The organism is Halorubrum persicum, from assembly GCF_002727125.1.
GTDB lineage: Archaea > Halobacteriota > Halobacteria > Halobacteriales > Haloferacaceae > Halorubrum > Halorubrum persicum.
Genome location: NZ_NHOA01000113.1, coordinates 1 through 23,973, shown reverse-complemented (window position 1 = coordinate 23,973; position 23,973 = coordinate 1). Strand labels below are relative to the sequence as shown.

24 protein-coding genes and 1 pseudogene are annotated in these 23,973 nt (G+C 55.2%); 7 read left to right on the top strand and 18 right to left on the bottom strand.

Annotated elements, in window-relative coordinates; translation table 11 throughout:
• Positions 1 to 358 precede the first annotated feature (358 nt).
• The 3 genes from DJ69_RS18485 to DJ69_RS18475 all read right to left on the bottom strand — a co-directional run bounded on the left by DJ69_RS18485 (position 359) and on the right by DJ69_RS18475 (position 1,222).
• Complete coding sequence (locus tag DJ69_RS18485; RefSeq protein WP_180271819.1) at positions 359 to 523, bottom strand: hypothetical protein; 165 nt, start codon at positions 521 to 523, stop codon at positions 359 to 361.
• Positions 524 to 849: 326 nt separating this feature from the next.
• Entirely contained in the window at positions 850 to 1,008 is a 159-nt protein-coding gene (locus tag DJ69_RS18480; RefSeq protein WP_245851659.1) for a hypothetical protein, read from the bottom strand.
• A gap of 52 nt (positions 1,009 to 1,060) precedes the next feature.
• Positions 1,061 to 1,222 carry a hypothetical protein gene (locus DJ69_RS18475; RefSeq protein ID WP_180271818.1) on the bottom strand — a complete coding sequence of 54 codons (162 nt, stop codon included), beginning with the start codon at positions 1,220 to 1,222 and terminating at the stop codon, positions 1,061 to 1,063.
• A gap of 310 nt (positions 1,223 to 1,532) precedes the next feature.
• On the opposite strand from DJ69_RS18475, the gene DJ69_RS12755 reads away from it, so the two are divergent.
• Positions 1,533 to 2,150: a carboxymuconolactone decarboxylase family protein gene (locus DJ69_RS12755; RefSeq protein ID WP_099255952.1), complete on the top strand. Its 618-nt coding sequence runs from the start codon at positions 1,533 to 1,535 to the stop codon at positions 2,148 to 2,150.
• Positions 2,151 to 2,534: 384 nt separating this feature from the next.
• Here DJ69_RS12755 and DJ69_RS18470 read toward each other — a convergent pair whose 3' ends face one another.
• From DJ69_RS18470 to DJ69_RS12735, 4 genes are all read right to left on the bottom strand, one after another.
• Positions 2,535 to 2,963, bottom strand: coding sequence for a hypothetical protein (locus tag DJ69_RS18470; RefSeq protein ID WP_180271817.1), 429 nt, complete (start codon positions 2,961 to 2,963; stop codon positions 2,535 to 2,537).
• Positions 2,956 to 3,735, bottom strand: a complete 780-nt coding sequence (locus DJ69_RS12745) for a ParA family protein (protein WP_099255951.1) — start codon at positions 3,733 to 3,735, stop codon at positions 2,956 to 2,958. Before DJ69_RS12745 ends, DJ69_RS18470 begins: the two co-directional genes overlap by 8 nt.
• A gap of 359 nt (positions 3,736 to 4,094) precedes the next feature.
• On the bottom strand, positions 4,095 to 5,390 hold the full coding sequence (locus DJ69_RS17950; RefSeq protein ID WP_144050442.1) for a hypothetical protein: 1,296 nt from the start codon (positions 5,388 to 5,390) through the stop codon (positions 4,095 to 4,097).
• Between the two features lie 551 nt (positions 5,391 to 5,941).
• Positions 5,942 to 6,709 carry a hypothetical protein gene (locus DJ69_RS12735; RefSeq protein ID WP_099255949.1) on the bottom strand — a complete coding sequence of 256 codons (768 nt, stop codon included), beginning with the start codon at positions 6,707 to 6,709 and terminating at the stop codon, positions 5,942 to 5,944.
• A 245-nt stretch (positions 6,710 to 6,954) separates the two neighbouring features.
• Between DJ69_RS12735 and DJ69_RS12730 the strand changes: the two genes are divergently transcribed.
• From DJ69_RS12730 to DJ69_RS12720, 3 genes are all read left to right on the top strand, one after another.
• Positions 6,955 to 7,326 (top strand): type IV pilin, encoded by a 372-nt coding sequence (locus tag DJ69_RS12730; RefSeq protein ID WP_099255948.1) that lies wholly within the window; start codon positions 6,955 to 6,957, stop codon positions 7,324 to 7,326.
• Between the two features lie 860 nt (positions 7,327 to 8,186).
• Complete coding sequence (locus tag DJ69_RS12725; RefSeq protein WP_049933527.1) at positions 8,187 to 8,504, top strand: toxin-antitoxin system TumE family protein; 318 nt, start codon at positions 8,187 to 8,189, stop codon at positions 8,502 to 8,504.
• Between the two features lie 27 nt (positions 8,505 to 8,531).
• On the top strand, positions 8,532 to 8,948 hold the full coding sequence (locus DJ69_RS12720) for an HVO_A0114 family putative DNA-binding protein (RefSeq protein ID WP_099255947.1): 417 nt from the start codon (positions 8,532 to 8,534) through the stop codon (positions 8,946 to 8,948).
• A 432-nt stretch (positions 8,949 to 9,380) separates the two neighbouring features.
• Here DJ69_RS12720 and DJ69_RS12715 read toward each other — a convergent pair whose 3' ends face one another.
• The 8 genes from DJ69_RS12715 to DJ69_RS12695 all read right to left on the bottom strand — a co-directional run bounded on the left by DJ69_RS12715 (position 9,381) and on the right by DJ69_RS12695 (position 17,419).
• Positions 9,381 to 10,211 (bottom strand): IS5 family transposase, encoded by an 831-nt coding sequence (locus DJ69_RS12715; protein WP_099255946.1) that lies wholly within the window; start codon positions 10,209 to 10,211, stop codon positions 9,381 to 9,383.
• 75 nt (positions 10,212 to 10,286) lie between these two features.
• Positions 10,287 to 11,084, bottom strand: coding sequence for a recombinase family protein (locus DJ69_RS12710; protein WP_180271816.1), 798 nt, complete (start codon positions 11,082 to 11,084; stop codon positions 10,287 to 10,289).
• A gap of 201 nt (positions 11,085 to 11,285) precedes the next feature.
• Positions 11,286 to 12,002 (bottom strand): DUF6602 domain-containing protein, encoded by a 717-nt coding sequence (locus DJ69_RS17945; protein ID WP_144050441.1) that lies wholly within the window; start codon positions 12,000 to 12,002, stop codon positions 11,286 to 11,288.
• A 288-nt stretch (positions 12,003 to 12,290) separates the two neighbouring features.
• Entirely contained in the window at positions 12,291 to 12,728 is a 438-nt protein-coding gene (locus tag DJ69_RS12705; RefSeq protein ID WP_099255945.1) for a TRAM domain-containing protein, read from the bottom strand.
• A gap of 97 nt (positions 12,729 to 12,825) precedes the next feature.
• Complete coding sequence (locus tag DJ69_RS17940) at positions 12,826 to 13,119, bottom strand: hypothetical protein (protein WP_144050440.1); 294 nt, start codon at positions 13,117 to 13,119, stop codon at positions 12,826 to 12,828.
• A gap of 245 nt (positions 13,120 to 13,364) precedes the next feature.
• Positions 13,365 to 16,283, bottom strand: a complete 2,919-nt coding sequence (locus DJ69_RS12700; protein WP_099255944.1) for a helicase-related protein — start codon at positions 16,281 to 16,283, stop codon at positions 13,365 to 13,367.
• Positions 16,284 to 16,555: 272 nt separating this feature from the next.
• Positions 16,556 to 16,696, bottom strand: coding sequence for a hypothetical protein (locus DJ69_RS18465; protein WP_180271815.1), 141 nt, complete (start codon positions 16,694 to 16,696; stop codon positions 16,556 to 16,558).
• 204 nt (positions 16,697 to 16,900) lie between these two features.
• On the bottom strand, positions 16,901 to 17,419 hold the full coding sequence (locus tag DJ69_RS12695) for a type IV pilin (protein ID WP_099255943.1): 519 nt from the start codon (positions 17,417 to 17,419) through the stop codon (positions 16,901 to 16,903).
• A 431-nt stretch (positions 17,420 to 17,850) separates the two neighbouring features.
• On the opposite strand from DJ69_RS12695, the gene DJ69_RS17935 reads away from it, so the two are divergent.
• Entirely contained in the window at positions 17,851 to 18,474 is a 624-nt protein-coding gene (locus DJ69_RS17935) for a hypothetical protein (RefSeq protein WP_144050439.1), read from the top strand.
• A gap of 309 nt (positions 18,475 to 18,783) precedes the next feature.
• Positions 18,784 to 19,278, top strand: coding sequence for a metal-dependent hydrolase (locus DJ69_RS12690; protein ID WP_099255942.1), 495 nt, complete (start codon positions 18,784 to 18,786; stop codon positions 19,276 to 19,278).
• A gap of 9 nt (positions 19,279 to 19,287) precedes the next feature.
• Here DJ69_RS12690 and DJ69_RS12685 read toward each other — a convergent pair whose 3' ends face one another.
• Complete coding sequence (locus tag DJ69_RS12685; protein WP_099255941.1) at positions 19,288 to 19,545, bottom strand: potassium channel family protein; 258 nt, start codon at positions 19,543 to 19,545, stop codon at positions 19,288 to 19,290.
• Positions 19,546 to 20,061: 516 nt separating this feature from the next.
• On the opposite strand from DJ69_RS12685, the gene DJ69_RS12680 reads away from it, so the two are divergent.
• Positions 20,062 to 21,342, top strand: a complete 1,281-nt coding sequence (locus DJ69_RS12680) for a PD-(D/E)XK nuclease family protein (RefSeq protein WP_099255940.1) — start codon at positions 20,062 to 20,064, stop codon at positions 21,340 to 21,342.
• A gap of 28 nt (positions 21,343 to 21,370) precedes the next feature.
• On the opposite strand, the gene pglZ is transcribed toward DJ69_RS12680, so the two are convergent.
• Positions 21,371 to 23,563, bottom strand: coding sequence for a BREX-5 system phosphatase PglZ (gene pglZ, locus DJ69_RS12675; RefSeq protein WP_099255939.1), 2,193 nt, complete (start codon positions 23,561 to 23,563; stop codon positions 21,371 to 21,373).
• A gap of 3 nt (positions 23,564 to 23,566) precedes the next feature.
• Positions 23,567 to 23,973: pseudogene (locus DJ69_RS18460) on the bottom strand (BREX-5 system adenine-specific DNA-methyltransferase PglX); the annotation flags it as partial.

The following is a 23,973-nucleotide window of genomic DNA, read 5'->3' as shown; positions in this document are numbered from 1 at the left end:
TCGCATGCAGGCAGGCAGGGAATGTTTGCCACCTCTGTCAGGGACCAACTGTCCCCAATACACCGACCAGCGCCACTCCGTGAATACTTTTTGGCTTGGGGGTTCCGCGTGACTCCGTCTAGACACTATCAATCCGTTTCATCGACCAATCCCGCGCCTGAAAGCGCGTATGCAGTCACATGTCTCAGCTAGACGCCCCAGACAACGGCGAGGAGTAGTTGCTGCGGACCACCCACTCGCAGGAAGTTGGTGAATGCGTACCCACCGGGGCCATACACCATGAGGTTCGTCTGGTAGCCGACCGGTGTTATAAACGACGCCGAGAATGCGGAGTTCGTCCGGGGGATGCGGCACGCTGCTACTCTAGCTCGATGCCGAGACGCTCAGCGGCTTCCTCGGTGGTGATGAGCTCGTCATCATCGGCATCGTCGAGGGCCTCGCCTCGTTCGGGGAGCACCGCTGCTTCATCAGGGAGCACCTCAGCTTCATCGACTTCCTCTGGCTGTTCCCCGTCGACTGCCATGTCCGTCCATTTCGAACCTGTACGTATAAGCCTTGAAACACAGCAAAAACTAGTGTTAGAACCGCTAGTCCGCATGTATCCGGGAGAATCGGGACGGATTCGAGAACGATCCGACCGTCGGGAGAATCCCTGATCGACGCCGAACTCGCAGTGTTCGAAGGTCCCGTCGGCGACCTTGCCGATCGCGTGAGTGAGTCTCCCCCGAGAAGTCGGAGCTCACCGCGGGGGCGAGCCCCCACGTCGATGGCCTTCCGATCCCGGTCGAGAGAGGCCCCTGTGTTAGAGCCGTTGCTCAGTGGTACTAAGGACACATCGAAACAGTCGTGCTACTCGTCGACGACAGTCGCCTCTTCAGGCGGTGCAATCTCGAGTTCGGCAGCGCCACGCTCGATCTCCTCAGGCGTCGTCCCCTCAGCATCGGCGAGGAGCTCACTGAGCTGCTCGTCCGAGACCATGTCGGCGTCAGACGGGGCTTCACGGCTCATACCACGTTTTGCCCGGTACGCAGCATAAACATAGGCCTCTATTTAGGGCAGGTCAGTCCTCCCGCTCCCACCATCCATCTATCTTTTGCGCGCCGATATCGACGGTTGCGGTGACCCCACACGAACAGTGGATACCGACGGTGCCGGGGTGGGTCGTGATTGGGCCTTTCTCTTGTCCGCAACCGGGGCAGCTGACGCGGAAGATGTCGCCCATACAGCATCGATCCGTTTGGTTCCGAAAAGCCGCTCCGTTCGATCTTAACCAACAGTTGACGGTTCGGCTACCGAGTTGTTGGTTAAGACTGAAACCGCAGGACGTGGGGGTGATGGAGACAGTGTTCGAGATAGTTCTTGAAATATCGAAATATTGCCGTTACCATACACGTCCAGAAAACAGTTCCTTCTAGTTTTAAGCGCTTCTTACGGCTTAATTCGGCAATATCCTTGATCTGACAGTCTCATTGATAGTTTGAATTACTGATGCGGACGACATTTTTGTTAAACCGGAGCCACTACTGTTGAGTATGAGTTCAGAAACGATTGATGAGGTCGGCCCACGCGTCACTCCGAAGCCCCCCGAAACTGTCCAAGAAATTCTCAAGGATGCACCCGAGGCCGCACAGGCAAATATGGAGCGCGCCGAGGCAATCCTAGGCGCGTTAGAGGAAGACGACGTTCCCGACAAATACGACACGGAGGGCGAATGGGGATTCGCATTCACCGGGGTGCTCGCTCAACATCCCGAGACATTCAAAAACTGGTGGGCTGAGGAAGGCCAAGTGTTTGAGGGCGGAAACCTTGGCCGTGGATTCAAAGAGCTCTTAGGGGCCGTCGTGGCCCATGAACGCGGAGCAGCGATTTGTATCGCATGGCACACCACGAGCGCTGCAATCGAAGACGTTGATGCAGACCGGTTCGCCGTCGCAGCCGATTTCGATGCTCGCAAGGACGAGCTCCCTGACGATGAGCGTGTCGCCATTGAATTCGCTCGAAAAAGCGTCGAATCGCCCGCAGATGTGACCGACGCAGATATTGCGGAGTTGCGAGACCACGGTTATGACGACGCAGATATCGTGGAACTCACGACGACCGCCGGAACAGCTGCCAAATTCGCTAACTTCGCATTGACTCTCGATATCTGAAGACTGCCGATTTAACGCTCTTGTGTAGAGCTGCCGAAAGATGATTTGACATTTTGAATACCTGTCTTAGTCCGGCGATCTGAGTCTCAGTTGGCTACTTAATTCGCTGCCGGATACAACTCAACGACCCCTTTCCGCGTTTCTATATATGAGCGAGACTGAAGCCGCGGGACGTGGTGGTGATGGGGACAGTGTTTGAGATAGTCTTTTTTATCCCGAAAAGTAGACACACATTTACCGGGAACGCGGTGTGTAGCCCTTTCACCGCAGTTTACAACCCGATCCTTCCGCCTCGAAGCCGGGTAAGCACGTCTCGATCGTCGATCGATCGCGGCTCACACCTCAGTATCAATGTTTTGTAAAGTGTATACCGATATAATAATTCTACTCCACCCCGAGCTCTTCCTCGATCGAAGACTCCCCCAGCGCTGCCCGGATGGCTGCCGGGTAGTACTCCTCGTTCTTCGGCATATCCTCCCCATGCTGACGTCGCCACTCGACGTTCAACTCCGAGTACCGCAACTGTAGATCCTCGACGAGCTCCTCTGGAAGGTACATATTCACGTTCTTCCGTTCCCGGACAGTACCACCGCTCTCCTCGCTCTCTGCGGTCTTTGTGCTCTTAGACATCTCTGGTGTTTCCTTTCTCTTTGAGCTCTTTGGGCTCTTTGACGTATTTGGCGTATCCGACGTCTCTACGCTTTCTGACTCCTGCTCGCTCTCAAAGGGTGCATCGTCGCGATTGTCGTCGCGGTCATAGCGATCCTGCCACGGGTCTCGGTCCCGTTTTTTCTCCCCGTTGTCGTCAGTCATCGACAAAGCCCTCCAAGTGCTCGGCGACATCGAGGTAGACCGACTCCATGTCACTATCCTCATCGTGCTCGAAGATCGACACACCTGCGTTCCACGCACGTTGAAGGGCAACTCGCTTTCTGATCTCAAAGACCTCACATCTCTCTCTGTCCTCAAAGACATCTTTGAACCATTCCATCATCTCTTCGGCCTCACCGTCGACGCCGACCTCGTTCGCGACGAGTGCAAGCTCATCGACCTCACCAAACGCCGACTCGATGCTCCGGAGCTGCTTGAACAGGAGTTCGATCGCGCGGATGCTGGTCGACTTTGCCTGCGCCGGAATCAGGACGTTCCCCGTCGCGACGATCGCGTTGTCGGTGAGCACACCGAGGTTTGGCGGGCAGTCGACGAGGACGAAGTCCCAACGCCCGTCAGCATCGCTCTCGTTGAGAAGCATATCGAGCCGCTCCTCGCGTTTCATCACGTTCGCGAGCTCGTCCTCGGCGTTGATCATGCGCTCGTGGCTCGGGACGACGTCGACCTCCTGATGTTCGACAACCAGCTGCTCGAGGTCGCCCATCCGGTCAATATCAGGGAGGACGTCGAACAGTGAGTCGCGATCGGAATCGTCGTAGAGCTCCTCAAATCCGAGTCCCTCAGTCGCATGACCTTGGGGATCAAGATCGATCACAAGGACATCGTGGCCGCGTTGGTTCAGCGCGCCGGCGACGTTCAGCGTCGTGGTCGTCTTTCCAGCACCCCCTTTCTGGTTGGTAACTCCTATTCTCATAGATGTCTTTGCCCTCAAAGAGCGTAGAGATGTCGAAGAGTCTTAATAGTGCGTCAGACGTTCATACTCATCTAAGTATCCGGATTCATCGCTGGAGAAACACAATTCTAGGGTCGCTCTTCTATAGGAGATTGCTGATACTACCGAGCTGTCGCTATGGAGTCAAAGAGGACAAAGGCACCGCTAATGCGGTGCCAAACACGAATGATTCCACTGGATGTTCTTGAAGCGTAATTTGCGCAGTGGGCCTGTTACGTCAGGTTCGCTGGCGCGACAGTGGCTCTATCGGGGGATCAAAAGATCGTCTCACACAGTATTTCCGCGCGTTCTAACTCAGACGTTCGTCTCGAAACACGGGCCTAATTACAAGTGAAATCATTCAATGTTAACTCACTATCTCCATTTGTCAGATCACTATCACTAGTGCAAGTCACATAAGCATCTCCAGCCGCATCCAGTAGTCGAACAGTTACCCCGACGTTGCTTGGCCCACTATTACCTGACCCCGTATTGAAGGCTTCATCAAAGCTACCGGCCATCGGTATTCTCCTCGAATTTAGCGTTCCACTGTCGTCTGTAAGTTCTATCTCTATATCTCCATTAGAATCAACATTATCAACAGTACCACTCACGCTGATATCTCGGATCGCATCCTGACCCTTATTATAATCATCAACAGATGCGGTAAGCGAGGTGAAGGATGGCTGGCTACCGCTGCCACCATCACCACCATCCGTTCCACCATCGCCACCATCTGTTCCACCATCACTACCTGATCCATCGGGGATGCTTGCAGCATCGTTCTGCGTCGGCTCATCAGGGTCTTGCTGCACGCCAACGGTATCTACAGTCAGCCTATCGGGTGTTGTATTGAGCGTTAGGTTGTATATGTTGAAGCCGCCGACACCGTCGGTGTCTGTGTCCGTCACGCCGACGTAGACACTACTATTGGTCGGAAGATCAGTCTTGGATTCCCAGTCGCTTTCATTCAATCGCGTCGGGATCGTCACGGTGAGATCACCAGTGGGAATCTCACCAGTAACATTCTGCGCTGGGCGGAGTTCAAGCGTCACCCGGCCGGTTCCGCTTCGTTGGAACTCTCGTTGAACAGCCGTAATTTGCACATCTCGACCATCAACGAGCGCCTGATCTTCGATCACCGCGATTCCGCCCCCCTCACCGCGAGCGTCAACGTACAGCACGGACGCGTCGTACCACGTTGGAGACCGATCGAGTTCGTTGTACCCCGGCCGATACTGGATAAACCGAGTTGGGATTGTTATGGTCCCGTCTGGTGTGCCACTCCCGTTTGAGATCGTGATCGGATACGACTGTGTCGTCCGTAGGGTTCCGGCTGGCGCTGGCGGATTTATCGAAAAGGTGCGGGTTGAGTAGGTAGTGCCCAGCTGGACTGTCTGATACTGTGGCTGGTCGATACTGCCAGCTTGTAGAATACTCGCTCTAAGCTCGACAAGGTCGTTACGGACTTCTCCCGAGTGTTGGAACTCCGTCTCCGCATTCTGCTGTGGAACAACCTCTACCTGATACACTGAGAGCGTCAGAATCAGGAATCCGAAGAGAATAACCACTCCGATGACCGGTGCGACAGCACGGTCGTCGTCTACTAATAGTGAGGTAATTGGTTGGGTGTTCATTGTGGGTTCGATTGAACAGCCATGGTCCGTTCTGTTCGGGGCCAGAGCGCTAGTCGGAGATCCGCAGGGCTGGGGGCGATGTACAGGAGCCAGTACCCTACCGCAAGACGGTGAAGATAGTATGGATCTGCGGTTTGGATTTGCTGCCAGACTCCAGTTTGGATAGCGATGACAGCAACCACACTCCCACCAAGTAGTGGGGCAAGCGCAATCATGCGAAGGGTGGCTTTTGACGGCATTCGGTCAAAATCAAGGCGAAGTCGGAATGGAACCCATGAGACACGTTCGACAGAAAGTGGGCAAGCAATCCGACCGACTGCCAAATGCGTTAATTCGTGAGCAGCCATCGCAAAAGCCGGTAGACCGAAAACAAGAGAAAATGTCTGAAACCAATTCATGGTTAGTAACTATCTCCGAGATATTTAAGTCTGATACCACCGAACGCACCCTAATTGTTGATGTATATCAAATAACTTAGTATGAACAGAACAACAATATTGTCTCCATTTCGGGATCAGCCAACCAAATCTCCGGTTGAGCACCCACATCGATCAAGCGAACCCGAGCTCGCGAGCAGCGTTCGCCGAAATAGTGATCCCACTCTCCCCGTGTGAGACATGGCTGGAGACGGATTCGCTGATTAGTTTATGTAGATCTGCGATATATGATTTCGGGCGCTCCTCTTGGATGCGTGTCGTCGCCTTTGTCTCGAAATGGGCACCGCGGTGCGCAACATACACCTCGACAAACCGGCGCCGGATCGACTTGGGGCTCTCCCAGACGACCGCTGGGACGGCATTAAGGGCCGTCTTTGCGCCCTTCGGGGCGCCCATCGCAACGAGACACCGCCCGAGTACCGAAGCGTCCGTTGCCGGGTACAGTTCAGTCGCGCGTCCGTCGCTGTTCACATGGCGACAGTGTGCGTCGACGCCGACCGCCGTGAACGCCGCTTCGATTGTCTCATGATCAACCCGACGTCCGATCGTGATTGCAGGAACGAACGTTTCGTTGATACTCCCACCCGCGAGGACGTGGGCGAGCAGCTTAACAAGAGCACCTGCCATGTCACATTCGGGATCGAGCCAGCCGTTCGCACTCGCCGTCTCAATCCCGCGCACCGGATCGGGTCGTCCACCGTTGAGCCACGGCCGAACCCGCCCTGCCGGTAGTTCCAGCGCGGTTCCCACCGCTGTCCGGCCAGCATTCGGGTGCTCGGCGGCGTACGCCTGCACGCGCTGGTAGTCCTCGACCTTTTCCCACGGGTCGGGGTAGACGCGATCGGAGTAGGTCCGCGCGATCGAGCGCGCCGTCGGTTCCATGTGGTGTATGTTGACAGCCTGAGAGATACGTCTTGCGGGCCTATTTTCATATTAGATACTTAGGTCGGTGTATTTATCACTCCACTCCCCGTTAATCAATTCATACCAACAGACAAAGCGAGGATCCGGGTGGCTGGACCACCCGACTCGGCTACGCAACACAGGACGCCTCAATGGGCACCTGTTGAACTGCGCCCGAGTGTAGTTAACCTTCGTATTTGTCCCGTTGGCGACACAACAAAACAATGAACCTCAAAACAGCATTTCAGGACAGTGAACGGGCCGTTAGTCCTGTTATAGGCGTTATACTCATGGTCGCAATAACTGTAATTTTAGCGGCCGTGATCGGGACGTTCGTACTCGGGCTCGGTGACCAAATCGGCCAGAACGCAAATGCCGGAGTCTCAGTTACTGAAAATGCATCCAATAGCAGTGCTGTCGTAACGCTCGTTGACAAAGGAAACACAGCAAACGTTACTGTTTCCGGTTCGAGTGACGCAACGCTTACTGACGTAGGCGATAGTGCAGATGTGGGCTTCGACACTAATGGTCGGATCCAAGTAATCGGAGTCCTTCCCGACGGCACAGAAACAGTCATTCGGACGATTGAACAATAGACACTACCAACGGGCACTCTTTTTTGTAAAACGCACTCACTAATGTGAAGTTCACAGAAACAGCAGGGTGTGATAAGACAGTCTACACACCTCAGTAGCTTCTGGAGAACCGGTATCTGAGAGAGGAACGTTATCACCGCCACTTAGAAACAGCAACAGCAGTCCTCTCAACCAATATCAAAAAACTATGCTAACTGTTCTAACAGATTCAGTTTTAATTATACATGCCAGCAGTGACATTGGACCACAGCGGATCTGCCACTATAAGAGTGCTGTCGGCCATTCAGGTCAAAGATTATCAAGTGTCACTATCTGACAAAGCATTCTCGGCTAGTTTTTCTGCGGCTTGTGTTCTGTGTCGAAGCGGCTAACGAGAAAACTAGAAAGTTTATCCTCGTGAATCTCACCGTCTACTTGCTTGTTGAAGTGCACATCCTCAGCGAGCAGACGTTCTAACTAACGGCTATATGAAATACTGAATTTGAGTTTCCGACTTTGTTAATGAAATCGGAATCTCAAATGGGTAAGCGGCACAATTAGCGCTACGAGCTACTTAAATAGATGAGCGAATCGGTGGATTCGGAAACTCAAAGCGAGCAACCCGTGTCTGGCTTACGCCCGAGCAGGTGGTTTCACACAGTCGAAATAGCATTACTGTGTCTTAGCAACGATTGATACTGTGGCATCCCCTCTGGGAAGATTGGGTTTCGGGAGCGGTGTGGGGTCGCCGCCCCCTACCCAGTAATGAGATGGCCCGTAGCGTCGATCGGACCGTGGTGGCGAACCTCGAGCGGTTTGTGTTCAGTGTTGGACTTCTGCCCAACGCTTATAGCGTTGGCCGGTGTCCCAACAGATGAGAGATGGCCCGGAAACCGCTGTTCCAGTACACCCACATCGAGGCCGGTCTCGTCGAGAACGTCGTGCTCCGGCCGACCGACGACACCGAGACGTACCCCTCGGGCTGGAAGTACACGCTCCATCTGGGCACTCTCGACGACCTCACGCTCGTCCGATACGACAACTCCCACGAGGACACGAAGGGCCACGAACACCACACCGCAGCCGGTGACCTCGACGACGTCGAGTTCCCCGGAATGGAGGACCGGCTTGTTGAGTTCTGGGCGAGCGCGGACGAGTACTGGGACGCCGTCGGCGGCGATCCGCCCCGGCCGCACTGATCGAACACCACCCGACACACCCCGACCATGACCACACTCCACATCACCGTCGACGACCGAGAACAGCTCCGTCAGGACGCGCTCCAGTTCGTCCAAGACGTCGAGGCCGACAATCTCGACGATCAGGATGGAACAGCAACGCTCCAGTTCGGCACCTACGACGACTTCGTCGACAGTCTCACGCCGCTGCGCCTCGAGCTCATTCGGGCGATCGCGGAAGAGGTGCCCGAGAGCATGCGCGAGGCAGCGCGTCTCGTCGAGCGTGACGTGTCCGACGTCCACTCGGACCTGAAGCAGCTGGAAGTACTGGGCATCCTCACGCTCGAAGAGGGCGGGCCCAGCGGTGCGATTCAACCCGTCGTTCCGTTCGACCGCATCGAGGTCCACATCGACTACCCGCTCATCGATAGCGGAGACGCCGATGGTACACCCGCGAGCACGTAGTCACCACCCACCGCTCTCGGAGTGTTGTAAGGTTCTCTCAGAGTAGGCTGTACTGAGCGATCCGGCGTACTCGAATTGGGAGATGATTCCGTGCGGGATACGCGCTCTGTATCTTGCACGCCACTCAGAACATCACTTGGAACTGGTAGGATTCCCACCGGTTAGTTCGCACTCTTTAGTAACCGGGCGTTCGGACGATGATTTGTCTGAAGAATACTGAGGTATGCCGAACGCCGCTATCTACTCTGAAATCTGAAAGTGTTCTATCTCATCTGATCCACACTGGGGACACTCATCTGCGCCCGACGCAAGATTCTCACCGCACTGGCGACACTCCACGACCACCTCTGTCTCGTCACCGGGCAGTAGCCGAGTAAGTACTGTGCGGATACTCATGAGTCTGCTTTGTTGAATCCGATGACGGCGTGGGGATCACTGTTTGAGAGCCTGTTCGAGGTTGAAGACTGCGGCGATCAACACGAGCTCGCGGAACTCGCGGTACCACGCGCGAGGGTGGACAGCGGGGCCGAACCGACGCTTGATGGCCGAAAAGGCGGTCTCGGCCATCCAGCGCTGGTCGTATAGCCCGCTGTCCAACCGTGCGTTGTGCGCGTGATCGTACGCAGCGAACAACCGATGACGCAGCAGGGGCCGGACGCCCTCTGATCGGAGGGCGTCCCGGAGAGATTGGTCGTCATAGCCCTTGTCACCGGCGAGACTCTCTATTTTCTCGGTGTTACGAAGGGCGACTCGACGGCCAGTTTGCGTATCGTGAGGCCAGTGTGCCGAGCAGTGAATATCGAGGATGGCACACGAGTTTGTATCGACGAGTGCCGTCGTTTTGAGCGTGCGTATGTGGCGATCCGAGCGGTGTTGATAATGTCTCGATGCCGTTTCGCGGTCGAAGAATGTGGCATCGATGGCACCGTGCGAGCCCGGATCGCAGATGGTCGCGGACTCCCGAAGGAAACCGCGCCACACGGACATGGGCACCCTCTCAAACGACCGGTACAGCGTTGAGGGTGCGGGAAATGCCGTCCGCGATAGCTGTAAAAGACCACGAACGCGATCCATTTCACTCGCCCAATCGACGATTTCGCGGTACGTCGCATCCATATGAACCCGCAAAAAGTGGAGCGTGACATGCTTCCAGCCGGGAAATCCGTGGCCAGTCGGATCACTCACCGCCGTTGGACTGGCGGCACAGCGCTTTTGAGCCAGCGACGCGGCTTGCTTAACGAAGCGGAAGAGGAGTTTGGACACATTCGGCTCTTCCGCTTCGCTTCCACCTTCAGAGCGACGCTATCCCGCCGCCTTCTGCGGATTCAACAGAGCAGTTCAGTCAAGATTCTCAACCTTTTGTTCGAGCCGCTCGAGTCGCTCGTTGAGATCCTCGTCAGGCTCAGCAGCGGGCTCGTTCAGTGGGCGAACATCTTCAAGAGCGGCATCGACGCGGTCGTCGTTGGTCTCACCGCGAAGATACAGATCCGGGCGGTCGTTATACAGTTCCCGGAGTGTGCTCGCGGCGACACCAGTATCGTCGGCGACGCCGGCGATCGATTCTCCACCGGCGATCCGTTCCATGCCGGCTCGAACCCGAAGGTACTCCTCCGTGTTAACCCGGAGAAACCCATCAACAACCTCGAAGCCGGTCGGTGGCCGGCCGGTCCATTTGCCGGCCTCTTGAGCTACCTTGATCCCTGATTGGATCCGGCGGACTTTCTGTTTCTGTTCGATTCGGGCGAGGTCACCCATGAGCCCAGCGATCATTTGTGTTACCGCCTGATCGACCATGCTGTCGTCGACGTCAAGCTCGAGCCCAACCTCTAGATCCCGGACGCTCGTCTCGTGTTCAAGAGCGTACTGTAGAAAGCTGTGGATCTCGCCACCACCGAGCCGAGAGAGTCGGGATAACTCATGAACAACGACGACGTCGACTTCCCCATCAGCGATCGCTTCACGGAGACGGTGATACTCTACACCCCCCTCGTCATCAGTCCCGGAAATAATATCGGCGAATCGCTCGACGCTTGCGTCAGGATACTCCTCACCGATAAACCCCTCGAGCTCGCGGATCTGTCGCTCGTGGTCTTGGCGGTCGGTCGAGACGCGGGCATACAACGCGACGTGGGTCACACTTTCCGTTTCGGCCGGGTGTGTATATATTAATATCCCCCTTTTCGTGGTTGTCTGTTAGCACTACCTTTTCGGCGCTGTTGAGATCCGTTGTCTTGTAAGAAGGAGTATTGGAACAGCAGCTTCTGTTGAAGCCTTATTCTTCAGACACAAAATAGGCTGAAACATCTGGTCGCTGAAGACTGCGTATTGATCACTAACTCAGAAGGGGTTCGCTTGATTCGTACTCATATATTTCGAGAGATCGGGCCGTCCCTGCCAGTAGTTTTTCGAGACCGCTCCCGCCAAATTGACAAAAAACGCCATTAGACTATCATCGCCCGTCTCAAGGAAGGCTAATTTCTCACCATCATCGGTTGGTTTTTTTATCATAATGTATTCCCCCAACACACAGATCATATCTGCGCATTGCTCTGAAGGCACCTGCTCATTTTGATAAAAATCTAATACGTTCTTCTTGAAGGTGGACTTTGAGGGACCTTCGTATGAAAATACACAGGAATAGAGATGATCTGGAACCTGACCTATCGACATAACAGGAGTAATATCTTTATTGAGTTGTTTAATTGAGAGGACCTTTGAGAGCGCAGTATCCAATTGACTGGACAGGTCAGTTTTCACCTCAATATGTGCCATCACACCTGCACTAAGGAAATGCTTGGATGAACCATACTCTAACACAGGAAGCTGTTCATCATATATTACTACGTCAGCTTGATCACTGATTCCTCCGCTCGAATCAATTATCTCCCCATCTCCGAAGACAAACTTCTCTGGATAAATATTGTTCAGAAAATTTTCTACGAAAAACTCTCTTGCGCCGCCTGCAGTTCCACTATGTTCAAAACCAGCGGACCGCTCATATTCGCTTTCCAAGATATCCGAAGTACTTCTAAAATATTCATCAAATTTTGACATACTGGTCATTAAATTGCCTGCGGTATAATTTTTAGTGGGTGTATTTATATACCCTGTACTGACCGTGACCAAATCGGTAAATGTCTGTTGCAGATGATAACAGGTAGTCGGCCTCCCCGAAATCTAGTTTGCCCGGCCCAGAAACCCACCAAAAGCTTACTTTCAAGTGCTGATAAACTCCAGTCGGAAGGATCTATGTCACACGCTCCTTCCACCCCTTCTACTAAACGATCCGGCTTGTGTGCGAGAAGTCTTCTATAACCACTAGTCCGTGCTAATCAGCAACTTCTAGACTTCTTCACGGGGGTTGTGCTCGACGACATCCGCGAACGCAACGTTTTCGCGAACCTGTCGCATCTCAACCGTGACGCGGTCTCCAATGTTCGTCTTGGGGACGATCACGACGTAGCCGCGCTCGACTTTCGCGATCCCGTCACCTTGGTCACCGAGGTTCTCGATCTCAACCTCCCGCTGCTCACCTTCCTCGACAGGTGGGCCCTCGAAGTCCTGCTGCTGATCTTCGTGGTCAGCAGGTTGGATGGAGTCAGTCGTCTCTGTATCGTCAGCATTCGACGCTGACGTCGAAATAAGCGCAACACGGTATGTCTCATCTTCAGCGATTGTCTCGGTGGCTATCTCACGCTCCGGGACGGTAATATGGTAGCTGCCGTCGTCGTGCTCAACAGTTCCCGTATACAACGTCTGGAGCGTCTCAGAAATTTTCATAGATTGCGTTATATACTGACTCGTGCTGGATAATTTGTTTCTAGCGTTCCTGCTGTCTCAACTGCTTACCGCCGTTGCGGCCGAGCGATCGTGGATGTTAGGCCTTATCGCCGCGCTCGAACACGGCAGCAAGGTCGTCAAGAAGCTCCTGTGGTGACCGACCATCACCACGAGACGGGAGTGGTGCTTCCCAACATTCGATCTCGAGTGTGCACGCATTCGATACTGGCTCTGGCTCAGTTACCACGTTGAAAATTCCGGTGCGATAGATCGTCAGTAGTCGCTGATCATGCACACCGACATAGTCGATGCCGGCCCGATTCAAGACTGCTGGAATATCGGCCGGCTCAGACAGCGAGACTGAGGTGCTTGGCGACGCCGAGTCGCTCATACTTTCGCTTCGTCCATCACATCGATAAAGCCCTGCCTTGAGGAACAATCTCTAGGCAGTATCTGGCCAGTTCCTGTGGCTGGTGTGTCATCCCCAACGAGTACTGGTGTGGGACAGTTCTCCCTCAACTACAGCTCTGACAGTATCCTGCTGGAAACTGGCGACCCACCAGTTGAACAAGGAAGGGAGGATATCTCCTAATCAAAGCTAGTGAGCCTCCTGACTTGATCGGACAGGGTCAGAATCTACAACGAGAGCGTGAGACAGTAATTCTCTACTTCGGGTGCGAGTGAGATAATCTGCTCTCGACGCCGGAGTTCGTTGCGACGCGTTTCGATCCTGTCCTCAAGCTGTTCAAGACGTTCCTGTTGACCACGGATCGCGATGTCCATGTCCGAGCCGGCGTCGGCTTTGCGTTCGTATTCTTCGATGAAGGACTCGATCCGGTCTCGCTCTGACTGTGCATATTCTTCGAGGTTCTCCAGCTCGCGAGCGGTCTCGTCGTGGCGCTTCTCCTGAAGTTGGTTTTTGATCTCGGTGACTCGCGCGCTCACGTACCGATCGGCAGCCGCCCGCAGGTCGGATTGCGCGTCGAGAACTGTCCGAAGCGCGTCGACGTCGGGTTTGGCTGCGATTGAGTCACCCTCAACAACGCGTTCACCAAGTGCCTGCTGTGCGTCCTCGTGTGCAGCATCCACGAAGACGGGGATGGTTTCTTCCCGAATCACGTCGCCGGTGCCGTCCTCGAACGCCACGCGATAGTGGTAGGTGATCCCCGGCGTGTCGACGAACGGCAAGAGTTTGAGTCCGACCTCACCGCGCTCATCCTCCAACACGCGTGCCATGAGCCGTTGCAGGACGTCCGTATCGGGAGCGAGATAGGTGATATCCTCGTGCTCCATCGCGAAGTCGCGGTCGAACGTGAACGGACCGAACGTCGAATCGTGGCCCGGCGAGGCGATCCCGTCCGGCAACGCGGCTTGATAGAGGTTGGTGCCCCGCTTTTCGAAGTCGCCGCCAAAGGCCTCGACGGCCCGCTCGAAGAACTCGCGAATATCGCCTTCGCTCCCGTAGACATCCGCTGACTCGTCGACGACCTGCTGAATCTGCCGGCGACTCTCCGCATCGAATGTGCTCGTATCGACGAGGCTTCGTTCGTACCACTCCTCGAGCGTCCGCTGTCGCTCTTCGATCAACTCTTCGAGCTCCGCTTTGGTCGCACTCGGCGGCTCGTCATTCTCGATCGACTCCATAATGAGCGAGTCCACGTCGATGTCGTCGAGGATGCCGAGTACGTCTGCCGTGTTTCCGAGTTGTGAGCGAATCTCTTCGACCTTGGTTTGGAGCATCTCGAAGATCTCGCTTTCGCGGGTGTCGTCGAAGAGGAAGTTCCAGACTGTGACCTCTTCTTCCTGTCCGTAACGATGGATACGGCCAATCCGCTGCTCGAGCCGGTTCGGGTTCCACGGCAGCTCGTAGTTGGCCATGATGTGGCAGCTATGCTGGAGGTCGATCCCCTCACTCGCGGCATCGGTCGCGAACAGCAGTCGCGACTGGCCGTGGTTGAACTCGTCTTCGATCCGTGCCCGTTCGTGCTTGTCGACATCGCCGTGGATCACGAGAATCTCATCGGCCCACGGCTCGTCCTCAACGTACTCGAGTAGGTAGTCGAGCGTGTCCCGATACTCTGTGAACAGTAGCAGCTTCTCGTTCGGCTGCTCTTCAAGCAATTGGGAGATGAACCGTCTGACCTTCTGGGCCTTAGAGTCGACCGGCAGATCCTCTGCCAGTGAGACGAGATCACGGAGTGTATCGATCTCTTCGTGGAGTTGTTCGTCAGTGCTGGTGACGGTCAGCCCGGCGATCTCATCTTCTGCATGCTCTTTGTCGTCCTCGTCCAAATCCTCGCCATCGAGATAGGCTCGCGCTTCCGCAGACAGGCCATCAGTCTCCGCTTCTTCATCGAGGAGATCGTCAAGCCGTCGACGGAGCGTCGCGTGAATCGCGCCGACGCTGCTCACAAGCCGTTTTTGCATGAGCGCCATCGCGAACCCGACCGCGGGTTCGTTCAGCTTCTCCGAGCGGTTGTAGACGTTTTTGACGTAGTCGGTGACCGCACGGTAGAACTGCCGCTCGTCGTGTGTCATCGAGATTGAGACCGAGTTGACCTCACGGTCTGGAAAGACCCGGTCACCCTCTTCGTCGTAGATGTCGGTCTTTCCACGTCGGATCATCACGCGATCAACCGTTTCTTGTGTGAGCTCGCGGTTCTCGGCGACAAGGAACGGGTCGATGTACTCGACGAGCGAGCGGAACGCCTCGCCTTTCCCGTCGTGTGGAGTTGCGCTGAGCAGCAGCAGCGAGTCGGAGTTTCCGGTGATGGTATCAACCATCTGTGCCGTCTTGCTCGGCGAGTCGCCTCGCTTAGCGGCTTTGTGTGCCTCGTCGACGACGACGACGTCCCAGAACGCGTCCTGTAGTGCAGGCTGGAACTCGTCTTGTCGCAGGAACGCCATACTGGTGACGAGTTGTTGCTGGTCTTGGTTCCAGATGTTGGCTTCCTCACCGAGGCGTCGACGCTCTCCGTCGACCCACGCCCGATCGGCGACCGTGAGATCGACGTCGAAGAACCGATCCATATCTCGGATCCACTTCTTCTGGAGGTGAGCCGGAACGACGAACAGGACACGATCGGCGCGATTCCGGGCGGCGAGTTCCTTGAGGATGAGCCCCGCCTCGATCGTTTTCCCGAGGCCGACGTCGTCGCCGATGAGCGCGCGCTGCCGGAGTTTCTGCATCACCCAGTTGACGGCGTCGAGCTGGTAGGGTTCGAGTCGAACGAGCGAGTTCGAGATGCTCAGGAGCTGCCCTTGTTCGTGGGCAAGCTTGAGTTTCGTCGCCTGCGTGTGGAGGTCGAACCACTGCGCGGAGACTGCTTCGTGGTCAGGATGGAGCGAATCAAGTTGGAAATCAGAAAGCGTCTCAATCCCGCTCTCAGACGGCTGGACCTCAACGTCATCCAGACACACGGTTTTGGCTTCCTCTCCTTCGATATAGGCCCGCAGATATTCGATATCGCCGACAGTCTGCGTCCGGATTACCTCGGCGGGAGTGTCATTGAGAAGCACCCGCTGGCCGGGGGATAATTGTGGAGCGCTCGTCATTAACTGATAGTGGCTGCAACGGGTGACGGCGTCTTGAATGTTCGTGGCTCTGTCGAATTCCTCAGTAGTGGATAGACGGGTGAACAGACAACGCACGATGACAAGGATGTTATAGAACCATTCTCACGGGCTCTTTTCACACTGTTAAGTTTGAATTATACGTCAGAATGGGGATGCTTGTCAATCAAAGTATTTCGGACGTAGATTATCGTTGGTTTCCTGCTTCAGTCATTCTGATTTAATAATTCACCCTACCAGCTTACAGCGATTTTCTAGAGCCATTGCCATCCGAGACCGTGTATCACAATAACTGCTACTACTCCAAAAATCGCCAGAGCCACCATGTAAAGAATCATGATAGCTCCCATTTGCTTTACCGTCATGTCATCTTCAAGAATATCTAACACTCCCATGACACTCTATCACAGCCTGACTTTATAAATGCTCACAAATATGTGGTTATCCTCTATCTTACTGTACTTATTTTAATAAATTATCCGAAGACGCACCCGCCCCCCTCCGGACGAACCGCAGTATATCCAGTAGGTGATCCGTCGACCCGATGCCTGTATTGTGCGATCGGTCGTCGTCAGGATCCGCAGGTGCCAATAAGGCACCTATTCAACAGTGTGTTCCCAAATTACTGCAGCGTTTTCGCCGATTACTTCGCTTGGTTCTGTTCCACCTGCGCCATCTTTTTTCACCTCTGTTGGGTTCCAGACTATGCGAATTGTGATCCCAGACAAGTCTCCTTCGCGACCGAGTTTTATGGTCTCCCCCGCTGTCCAATAGTTACCAACGCCAGACTGGTCCTCCCCTTCGGTCAATTTCTCGCCGACCGTTGCGAACCCACTATTTGGAGGCGTATCTGGGCCACCAATATCGACTGGCTCTGTTGCGACGATCAGCACCCGGTTTGCACGGATTCCACCTCCATGTGTGAGGGTAACCTCAAGACGCTCATTAGGACCACTTTCGTCAAGCAGTTGTTGCTCAAATGCGGCGTTTGGGGCTGGTTCTATAGTGTTGCTAAGATCGTAGAAGTATACAGAAATGGTTGTTGCTAAAACGACCACAACCGCGACCATGAGAATTGTTGCGATGACAGGAGTAACAGCGCGGTCATCCTTACTCATTAGCTCAACTAATCTCTGCTTGATAAAATATCTATAGGGTTGACAAGCTATACATTCTCTACAGAATTCATTCGAGAAACCAATCCTCAATCACCAGATATCAAGTTCATCATAGTCTATTGTAGCTGCGGCAGATGTTGGTTACACTGCGATTGACTTGCTGAAATCATCTGAATCTGATAAAAACGGCGTGCGAGATACAGAGGGTGTAGTCAACACCTGAACAATGTTATTTTCTCCGTCTATATCCTGAATTAGCCGGTAGAATTCGCCTGCGTATTGAGCGTTGAGGGTTCTACCAGCTCAAGGAGGTGTGCCAATAGTCGTGCGGTGGGTCGCCGTGGGGCCGCCATCGCAGCCGTGGTTTCCATTGGCTTTTAAACGATTATCACTTCCAGAAATGATTTGTATTCTAAGATATTTGTCCGAATATGAATCTCGTGTTGAGAGGCATAGAGCAAATAAAATATGTACTAACATGGGTATTTGTACTATTTACAAAACGAACAACTCTGAAAGGACAAAAAGAAATCACACTCCCCCACAAGACTATCAGAGTATATACATTCGACAAAGACAGTCCGGGATTAGCACAAGCAACTCCATTTGGTACAATCATATGGAACCTACATTGGACCGAGGGTCTCTCTGTTCAAGCCCAACAGCTCCTTTTAACCCACGAAGAGAGCCATAAAAACAGGAACATTATTTGGAAGGGCATCATCTATGCGCTACTTATTATTCTACTCATCGTCACGTATCAAAAAGGACAATTGATACTTGAAACCGGCTTCGGAGGATTATCAGCAGCCATGTTGATCGATACTATAGGTTCTTTGACCATGCCGTTTGTTGCATTTTTGATTGCTATCCGAGTAGAAGAAATTATAGCAGACTATCAGTCCCTACAGAAACTTGGTGAAGAACACTTTATCGAAGGTTATCGAGAGTTGTTGGGACAAGGAGACAGTACAATTACTGGTCGGATCGTGCGCAAAATCCTATACAACCACCCGAAACAGACCGTAAAATTACACGATATGCTTAATTCGTAGGCACATTCTATCGGGTGGTTCGGGATACAGATGGAGAATGTAAGATAGTTCTTGTGACGACTACAACCTCTGTATCTCTCACGGGGTTTCTGACACAATGTAGGTAGATCCGTACTGCGTGTCGGTATGTAGATCGCCTATACTGAGCGATTCGTGAGGCCCCTGTGTTGAGCGGTGGATGAATCTTCTCAAGTGTCCGCAACATGGTCGAATACTCTGTCGTTGAGAAGACACGCAAATTCGCGTAGGAGTGCGTGTCGAAGACTGAATACTCGTAATAGTCTTACAGGAAGTCGACAAGATCTACGTATGCACCAGAAAGGCCACATCGGCGCGTCGCTGCTCGTGTACGCACCGTTTGGGTTTGTTCTCTCCGCGCTCACATCAGTTGAGATGGCCTTCATCGGCGCTGCAGCCGTCGGATCAATGGCGATGGTTCCAGACCTAGATATGAAGGTACCACTGGTGAAGCACCGTGGAATAACTCACACTGTCTGGTTCGCACTCGTAGTGGGCGCTGTGTTCGGGCTCACCGGCGCTCTCCTCGGGATACAGGAGAGTATTCTCCGCGGCGTGCTGTTCGGTCTCCTTGCTTTCGGTTTCGGCACACTGACGATTATTTCACACCTACTCGCTGACGCACTCACTCCGATGGGCGTCGAGCCGTTCGCACCGCTGAGAGACGACAACTACACACTCGATCTGTTCAAGGCTGCGAACCCGATCGCGAACTATGCGATGCTCGGCCTCGGCGGCATCGTCGTCGCGGCCGCCGTCGTCGCCGGCGCTGCACTACCGGTCTGACCACTTTCGCTACTCGACCTCGTCCAAGTCTTTGAGCTGAACGGTCTTCCCACAGTGCGGACACTGCGTTCGCTCGTCGAGTTCGTTCTCTACCTCCTCGATGAACCCCGCCGTGAGGGTCGACGCCGGCAGCGCAAGCATCCCGATTCCGAGGATCGGCGTGATCGCACCGACGAACTGGCCGGCAATTGTGTCAGGATACATGTCGCCGTAGCCAACGGTCGTGAGCGCGGCGACGCCCCACCACGTCGTCACAGGGATTGACAAGAACCCCCCCCCGGCCGAGCCACATTCTCGATAAAGTACATTACCGAGCTTGAGACGACGAGCAGCAGCCCACTAGTGAACAAGGCGATGACCAATTTCTCTTTCCGGTCTTTGGAGGCCCAACCGAGCGTCTGTATCGCAGTAGAGTATCGCGCGAACTTCAGCAGTCGGAAGAAACGAACTCCCCGGGCTTGGCGTCATCGAACTGGTCCATGGAGGCGTTCCAAAGCGTCCGGTCGCACAATACAACGACATCGAGGTCCATTACTCACTCGTGACCGACGAAACGTCGACTGGACAGGCTGGGGCATGAGAGTACATTAACCAACAAAGGGTGTAGATGCCGGGTAGTTGTTGGTTAAGAATAGACCGAGCCGGACCAGTCTGTGGTAGTTCTCGAACCACGCACGGCAGGCACTGCAACCGTGCTCGACCAACCATTAGTAGGATAGATATCCCGGTCAGTTGGGTAATCTTCCCCCACTAATTATACTGGTTCGCTCTGATAGCCGCATAATGGTGACTGTCGGGGAGCTAGAAGAGCGGCTTCGTGAGCTCCGAACGTCACTCGAGGCATTGCCAGATGTCTCCGAGCCGCCGAAGGCAACACTTCGAATTCTCGGATCAGCGAGATCGGAACAGACGTGGAATACGCTGTTGGCGTACTTCCTTGATCCTGATCAGCCACACGGGTTCGGAACCGACCTTCTGACGAGTTTCTTAGACAGAGTCCAACAGGAAGCGGACTCCTCGTTCGAGTACTACCATCGCCATCTCGAGAATATCGAGGTGGAGACCGAAGTCACATCCCCGGATAACAACCGTCCTGATATTGTGCTCCGTGTCCCGGGAGACTGGTTCCTCTGTATTGAATCAAAGGTCGACTCCACCGAAGGTGACCAACAGACGACCCGATACGTCGATGACACACACATCGGAAATGAGGGGAAGGACACGTATCCTGACGATGGGCACCATTACGTATTCCTCTCGAAAAAGTACGCACCGAACTCCAACGCGGACGCGTTCGATGACTTGTATTGGCGTCACGTCATCGATAGTTTTGAGACGGTACTTGAGCGCTCACACGGGCGCTATCTGGAACGGAGCGTCAGCCAACTGCGAGAGTTCCTATCGACGATCACTCAGGTGACCACTATGGAAAGCGACGACTTCACCGAAACCCAGAAGGAGAAAATCCAGTTACTCGGAGAGTATCGAGACGATATCGACAGGTTGCTTGACGCCGCGGAATCCCTTCGGGAGCGTGCGATCGAAGACTGGCCGGAACTGTTCAAAGCTCACGTTGACGGGGAACTATGGACTGAGGAGTGGCACACCCGTCCAGACCACGGAAAGTGGGGTTGTTTGTTCAAGGACGGCTGGTACCTTGACGACGACAATCTCGAACCGACGATAGATCACACGGATACTCACGGTTCAACCGGATTCCGGGTACATTTTGTCCACCTCATTCGCAAGCGAGAATCGTTCAGCCGTGGAGAGCTCACGTTCATACTTCGGAGTCCAACGAGGGTCGACCTACGAGACGAGTTCTACCGACTCTACAACACCGATCGGTGGCAAGATCGGCTTGAAACGCCCCTCAACGATGCTGGAATCACGAACAAGGGGCAGAAGAAGGATTACACGGAGAAAACGTACGACGTCGACCAGTCAGATCTCCCAGAGAGCTACTTCGAGACGCTTGCCACAGCGTTCGCTGAGCATCAACCGCTCGCCGAAATCATCGACGAGATTGTCGCCGAGGCCACCGAGAACCTCCGCGAGGAGTGACCTCTTCTGGCGACCGACGCGCGCAGTGTCACCCTTGCGTGATACTGATGAAGTCGAGCACGAACTCTTGTGGGAGTAGGCCGCCGTGGTAGAATCGTGCGTCACCCAACCCCTGCTTTTTGAACCGCTTGAGCGGGCTCGCAAGGATGCTAACGTTAGCATCGAGATACCCTAATCGCGAGCTGGCATCGAGCAACACGCCGGGCGAATCCTCATCCACATCCTCGCCGGCGATCCACCGGCGGCCGGAGTCGGATGCCTCTGCCGGTCGCGAAATTTTCTCCGGCGACGCGTTGTCCGGGAGCAGCACGAACCCGTGGTCAGTCAGCACGTAGGCCTGATCCCACTCGCCTTGTTCGAGTTTCGTGCCGATGAACTCTGCAAGCGAGTCGACACGTCGCGCCAGCATCGCCTCAAGATCGCTGAGTTTCTTCTCGCCAATGTTGTCAAGATCGTTCTTGAAATAGGCGACTCGTGTCGACTGCCAGCCCTCATCTTCTTCGCGAGTGACCGTCCAGCCGTCACCGCCCAACAGTGACTCACGGCGGTTGACCGTCACCCGGCGGTTGTTTCGCAGCGGCTGTAACTCGCCATCGACCAACGACACATCGAACATCTGGATCTCACCCGGCGTGAGTGCGGCCTTCCCGAACTCGGTCTCTGAGGGGAGCGTCCCGAGCCAGACGTCTTCGTCGACGGCAAACTCGGGGGCGTCGGCAGAGAGGGTCGCGACGTAGTTGCGCAACTCGTCTGCGAGCCGGCGGGCGAGATCGAGGCGGAGCGCGTCGATGACGAACAGGGCGACCGTCTGGCCGCTTTCGAGCCCGTCGGACTCCTTCGTGAAGAACTGGTAGGAGTGATCCTCGTCGACGAACGGCGCACCAGCCTCAACAGTCTCTATAACGAGATCGCCAAGGTCTTCGAGATATCCGACGTATTCCGACTGGAGTTGGGTGCGGAGATCATCAAGCGTATCGGCAGCCGGATGATCGTCGGGGAGGCCAGACTCGGGCTCGCCGGCGACGACGAGGTTCAGCACCGCGTTGTCGATCTGCCACGTCCCGTCATCCGGGTCGGCGTACAGCGAGACGACGTCGTCGGTGGCGCTCTCGTCCCACGTGTCGAGTTGGTGCGCAAGGCGGGCAACCTCCGTGGCCTGTGCCCATGTCTGCGTCCACGGGCTGTCCGGGCCGTAGCCGCCGCGGTAGGTGCCACGGAAGTCCTCGCTCCCAACAAGCGCATCGTGCCGCTTCTCAGCGCGCTCGAGACACGTCTCATAGTTGCCGGCGTCGAACGAGGCGTGCCATGCCTCCCAGAGGCGACGCTCGAGCGCGGCGTCGACGATACAGTCCGCGAGTTCCCACGGGTCATCAACGTCTGTGACGACGTCGGGCCAGCTCGCCTCACCGAGGTAGCGGTCGGCGAGCAGGCTGGCCGAGGTGGTGGTGTTCAACAGCGACTTGAGCTCGGGGAGGTCGTGAGCGCCGGCCGTCTTGGCGCGGAACTCGGTCGGGAAGCGCTCGGCGTCGACGCCGGCGTGGATCAGCCACTCGGCGACAGCCCACTGACGCGTCGCCGCGACGATCCCCGCGGGGTCATCCTCGCCGGCGACCGCGTCGACGCCCTCGCTGGTCAGCAAGTCCTGCATCTGCTCGATAGTGTCGGGACTGTCGTCGATGTCACCCCAGCCGTTCTCGAGCACGAATACGACCGGGTCAGTATAGCCGCCGGTAACGATCTGCGTGCGGAGTTGCTCGAGCGTCGGGAGCTGTCCGCCGGTGAGCTGGTCGTGGAGAATCCGCGCGATCTCGCGGCGCTTTGCGGGGTCGTCCGCCTGCGTCGCGGCTTTCAGCTCCCACGCATTGAGTTGCCCGCGCTCGAACGCGTGGACGGTGAGGTCTTCGATGCTCAGCTCCACCTCGCCGCCCGTGTGCTCGACGTCGCGGAACCAGTCGAAGTTGCCCTCGGCGTCTTCGGGCTCCTTGACGTGTGGGACGTACCAGACCTGTTCGCCGTCGACTGGATCGGCACGGAGTTCCAGCGGCGTCTCCTCAGCGACTTTCAAGTGAACGCCGAGTTCATCACAGGCCTGCTCAATGATGTCCTCAAGATAGTTCCCGTCGTCCCACCAGAGGACGATCGGGTCGGACGACTCGGCTCGGTCGAACTCGCTTCGGATGACGTCTTTCGCGGCGTCGGGGAGGGTTTGTTTCGCTTGCATCTTTCAGAGCACCCTGTCCTCGACAACCTCCGGTACGATGTCCTTCTCCGCGAGCGGCTTGATATTGATCGCGACGCCGTGCTTGTGGTTCGGCTGGTAGCCAGCGGTCGTCACCTCCGAGAGAGCACGATCTTCCCAGTCGGTAGGGATGTCTGGAGCGACCGCGTCGCAGTCGTCAGCGATTTTGTTCGCCAGTTGTGTGTACTCGTCAACGTCAGTGGCGAGGTCTGCGAGCAGCTCCGGGCGTTTTGTATCGCTTGCGTCGCTTATCTGCGCCTGTCCGTCCTCCTCAAACTGGTCGAAGTAGTACGTCATGAACAGAATCCCGTTGCTCGCGTAGTGGGAAGATCCGACGAGATCGTCGTGGTACTCAAAGAGGTCGTAGAGATGTGCTTCGACGGGTTCGGAAC

What these genes read in the sequence shown, in the direction of transcription:
- DJ69_RS12735 (WP_099255949.1), bottom strand. Translation starts at nt 6,709, where the DNA reads ATGGAACCGACGGCGCGCTCGATCGCGCGGACCTACTCCGATCGCGTC.
- DJ69_RS12755 (WP_099255952.1), top strand. Translation starts at nt 1,533, where the DNA reads ATGAGTTCAGAAACGATTGATGAGGTCGGCCCACGCGTCACTCCGAAG.
- DJ69_RS12700 (WP_099255944.1), bottom strand. Translation starts at nt 16,283, where the DNA reads ATGACGAGCGCTCCACAATTATCCCCCGGCCAGCGGGTGCTTCTCAAT.
- DJ69_RS12720 (WP_099255947.1), top strand. Translation starts at nt 8,532, where the DNA reads ATGACCACACTCCACATCACCGTCGACGACCGAGAACAGCTCCGTCAG.
- pglZ (WP_099255939.1), bottom strand. Translation starts at nt 23,563, where the DNA reads ATGCAAGCGAAACAAACCCTCCCCGACGCCGCGAAAGACGTCATCCGA.
- DJ69_RS18470 (WP_180271817.1), bottom strand. Translation starts at nt 2,963, where the DNA reads ATGACTGACGACAACGGGGAGAAAAAACGGGACCGAGACCCGTGGCAG.
- DJ69_RS18485 (WP_180271819.1), bottom strand. Translation starts at nt 523, where the DNA reads ATGGCAGTCGACGGGGAACAGCCAGAGGAAGTCGATGAAGCTGAGGTG.
- DJ69_RS18480 (WP_245851659.1), bottom strand. Translation starts at nt 1,008, where the DNA reads ATGAGCCGTGAAGCCCCGTCTGACGCCGACATGGTCTCGGACGAGCAG.
- DJ69_RS12725 (WP_049933527.1), top strand. Translation starts at nt 8,187, where the DNA reads ATGGCCCGGAAACCGCTGTTCCAGTACACCCACATCGAGGCCGGTCTC.
- DJ69_RS12730 (WP_099255948.1), top strand. Translation starts at nt 6,955, where the DNA reads ATGAACCTCAAAACAGCATTTCAGGACAGTGAACGGGCCGTTAGTCCT.
- DJ69_RS12745 (WP_099255951.1), bottom strand. Translation starts at nt 3,735, where the DNA reads ATGAGAATAGGAGTTACCAACCAGAAAGGGGGTGCTGGAAAGACGACC.
- DJ69_RS17940 (WP_144050440.1), bottom strand. Translation starts at nt 13,119, where the DNA reads ATGAGCGACTCGGCGTCGCCAAGCACCTCAGTCTCGCTGTCTGAGCCG.
- DJ69_RS12705 (WP_099255945.1), bottom strand. Translation starts at nt 12,728, where the DNA reads ATGAAAATTTCTGAGACGCTCCAGACGTTGTATACGGGAACTGTTGAG.
- DJ69_RS18465 (WP_180271815.1), bottom strand. Translation starts at nt 16,696, where the DNA reads ATGGGAGTGTTAGATATTCTTGAAGATGACATGACGGTAAAGCAAATG.
- DJ69_RS12680 (WP_099255940.1), top strand. Translation starts at nt 20,062, where the DNA reads ATGGTGACTGTCGGGGAGCTAGAAGAGCGGCTTCGTGAGCTCCGAACG.
- DJ69_RS18475 (WP_180271818.1), bottom strand. Translation starts at nt 1,222, where the DNA reads ATGGGCGACATCTTCCGCGTCAGCTGCCCCGGTTGCGGACAAGAGAAA.
- DJ69_RS17950 (WP_144050442.1), bottom strand. Translation starts at nt 5,390, where the DNA reads ATGAACACCCAACCAATTACCTCACTATTAGTAGACGACGACCGTGCT.
- DJ69_RS17935 (WP_144050439.1), top strand. Translation starts at nt 17,851, where the DNA reads ATGAATCTCGTGTTGAGAGGCATAGAGCAAATAAAATATGTACTAACA.
- DJ69_RS12690 (WP_099255942.1), top strand. Translation starts at nt 18,784, where the DNA reads ATGCACCAGAAAGGCCACATCGGCGCGTCGCTGCTCGTGTACGCACCG.
- DJ69_RS17945 (WP_144050441.1), bottom strand. Translation starts at nt 12,002, where the DNA reads ATGTCAAAATTTGATGAATATTTTAGAAGTACTTCGGATATCTTGGAA.
- DJ69_RS12695 (WP_099255943.1), bottom strand. Translation starts at nt 17,419, where the DNA reads ATGAGTAAGGATGACCGCGCTGTTACTCCTGTCATCGCAACAATTCTC.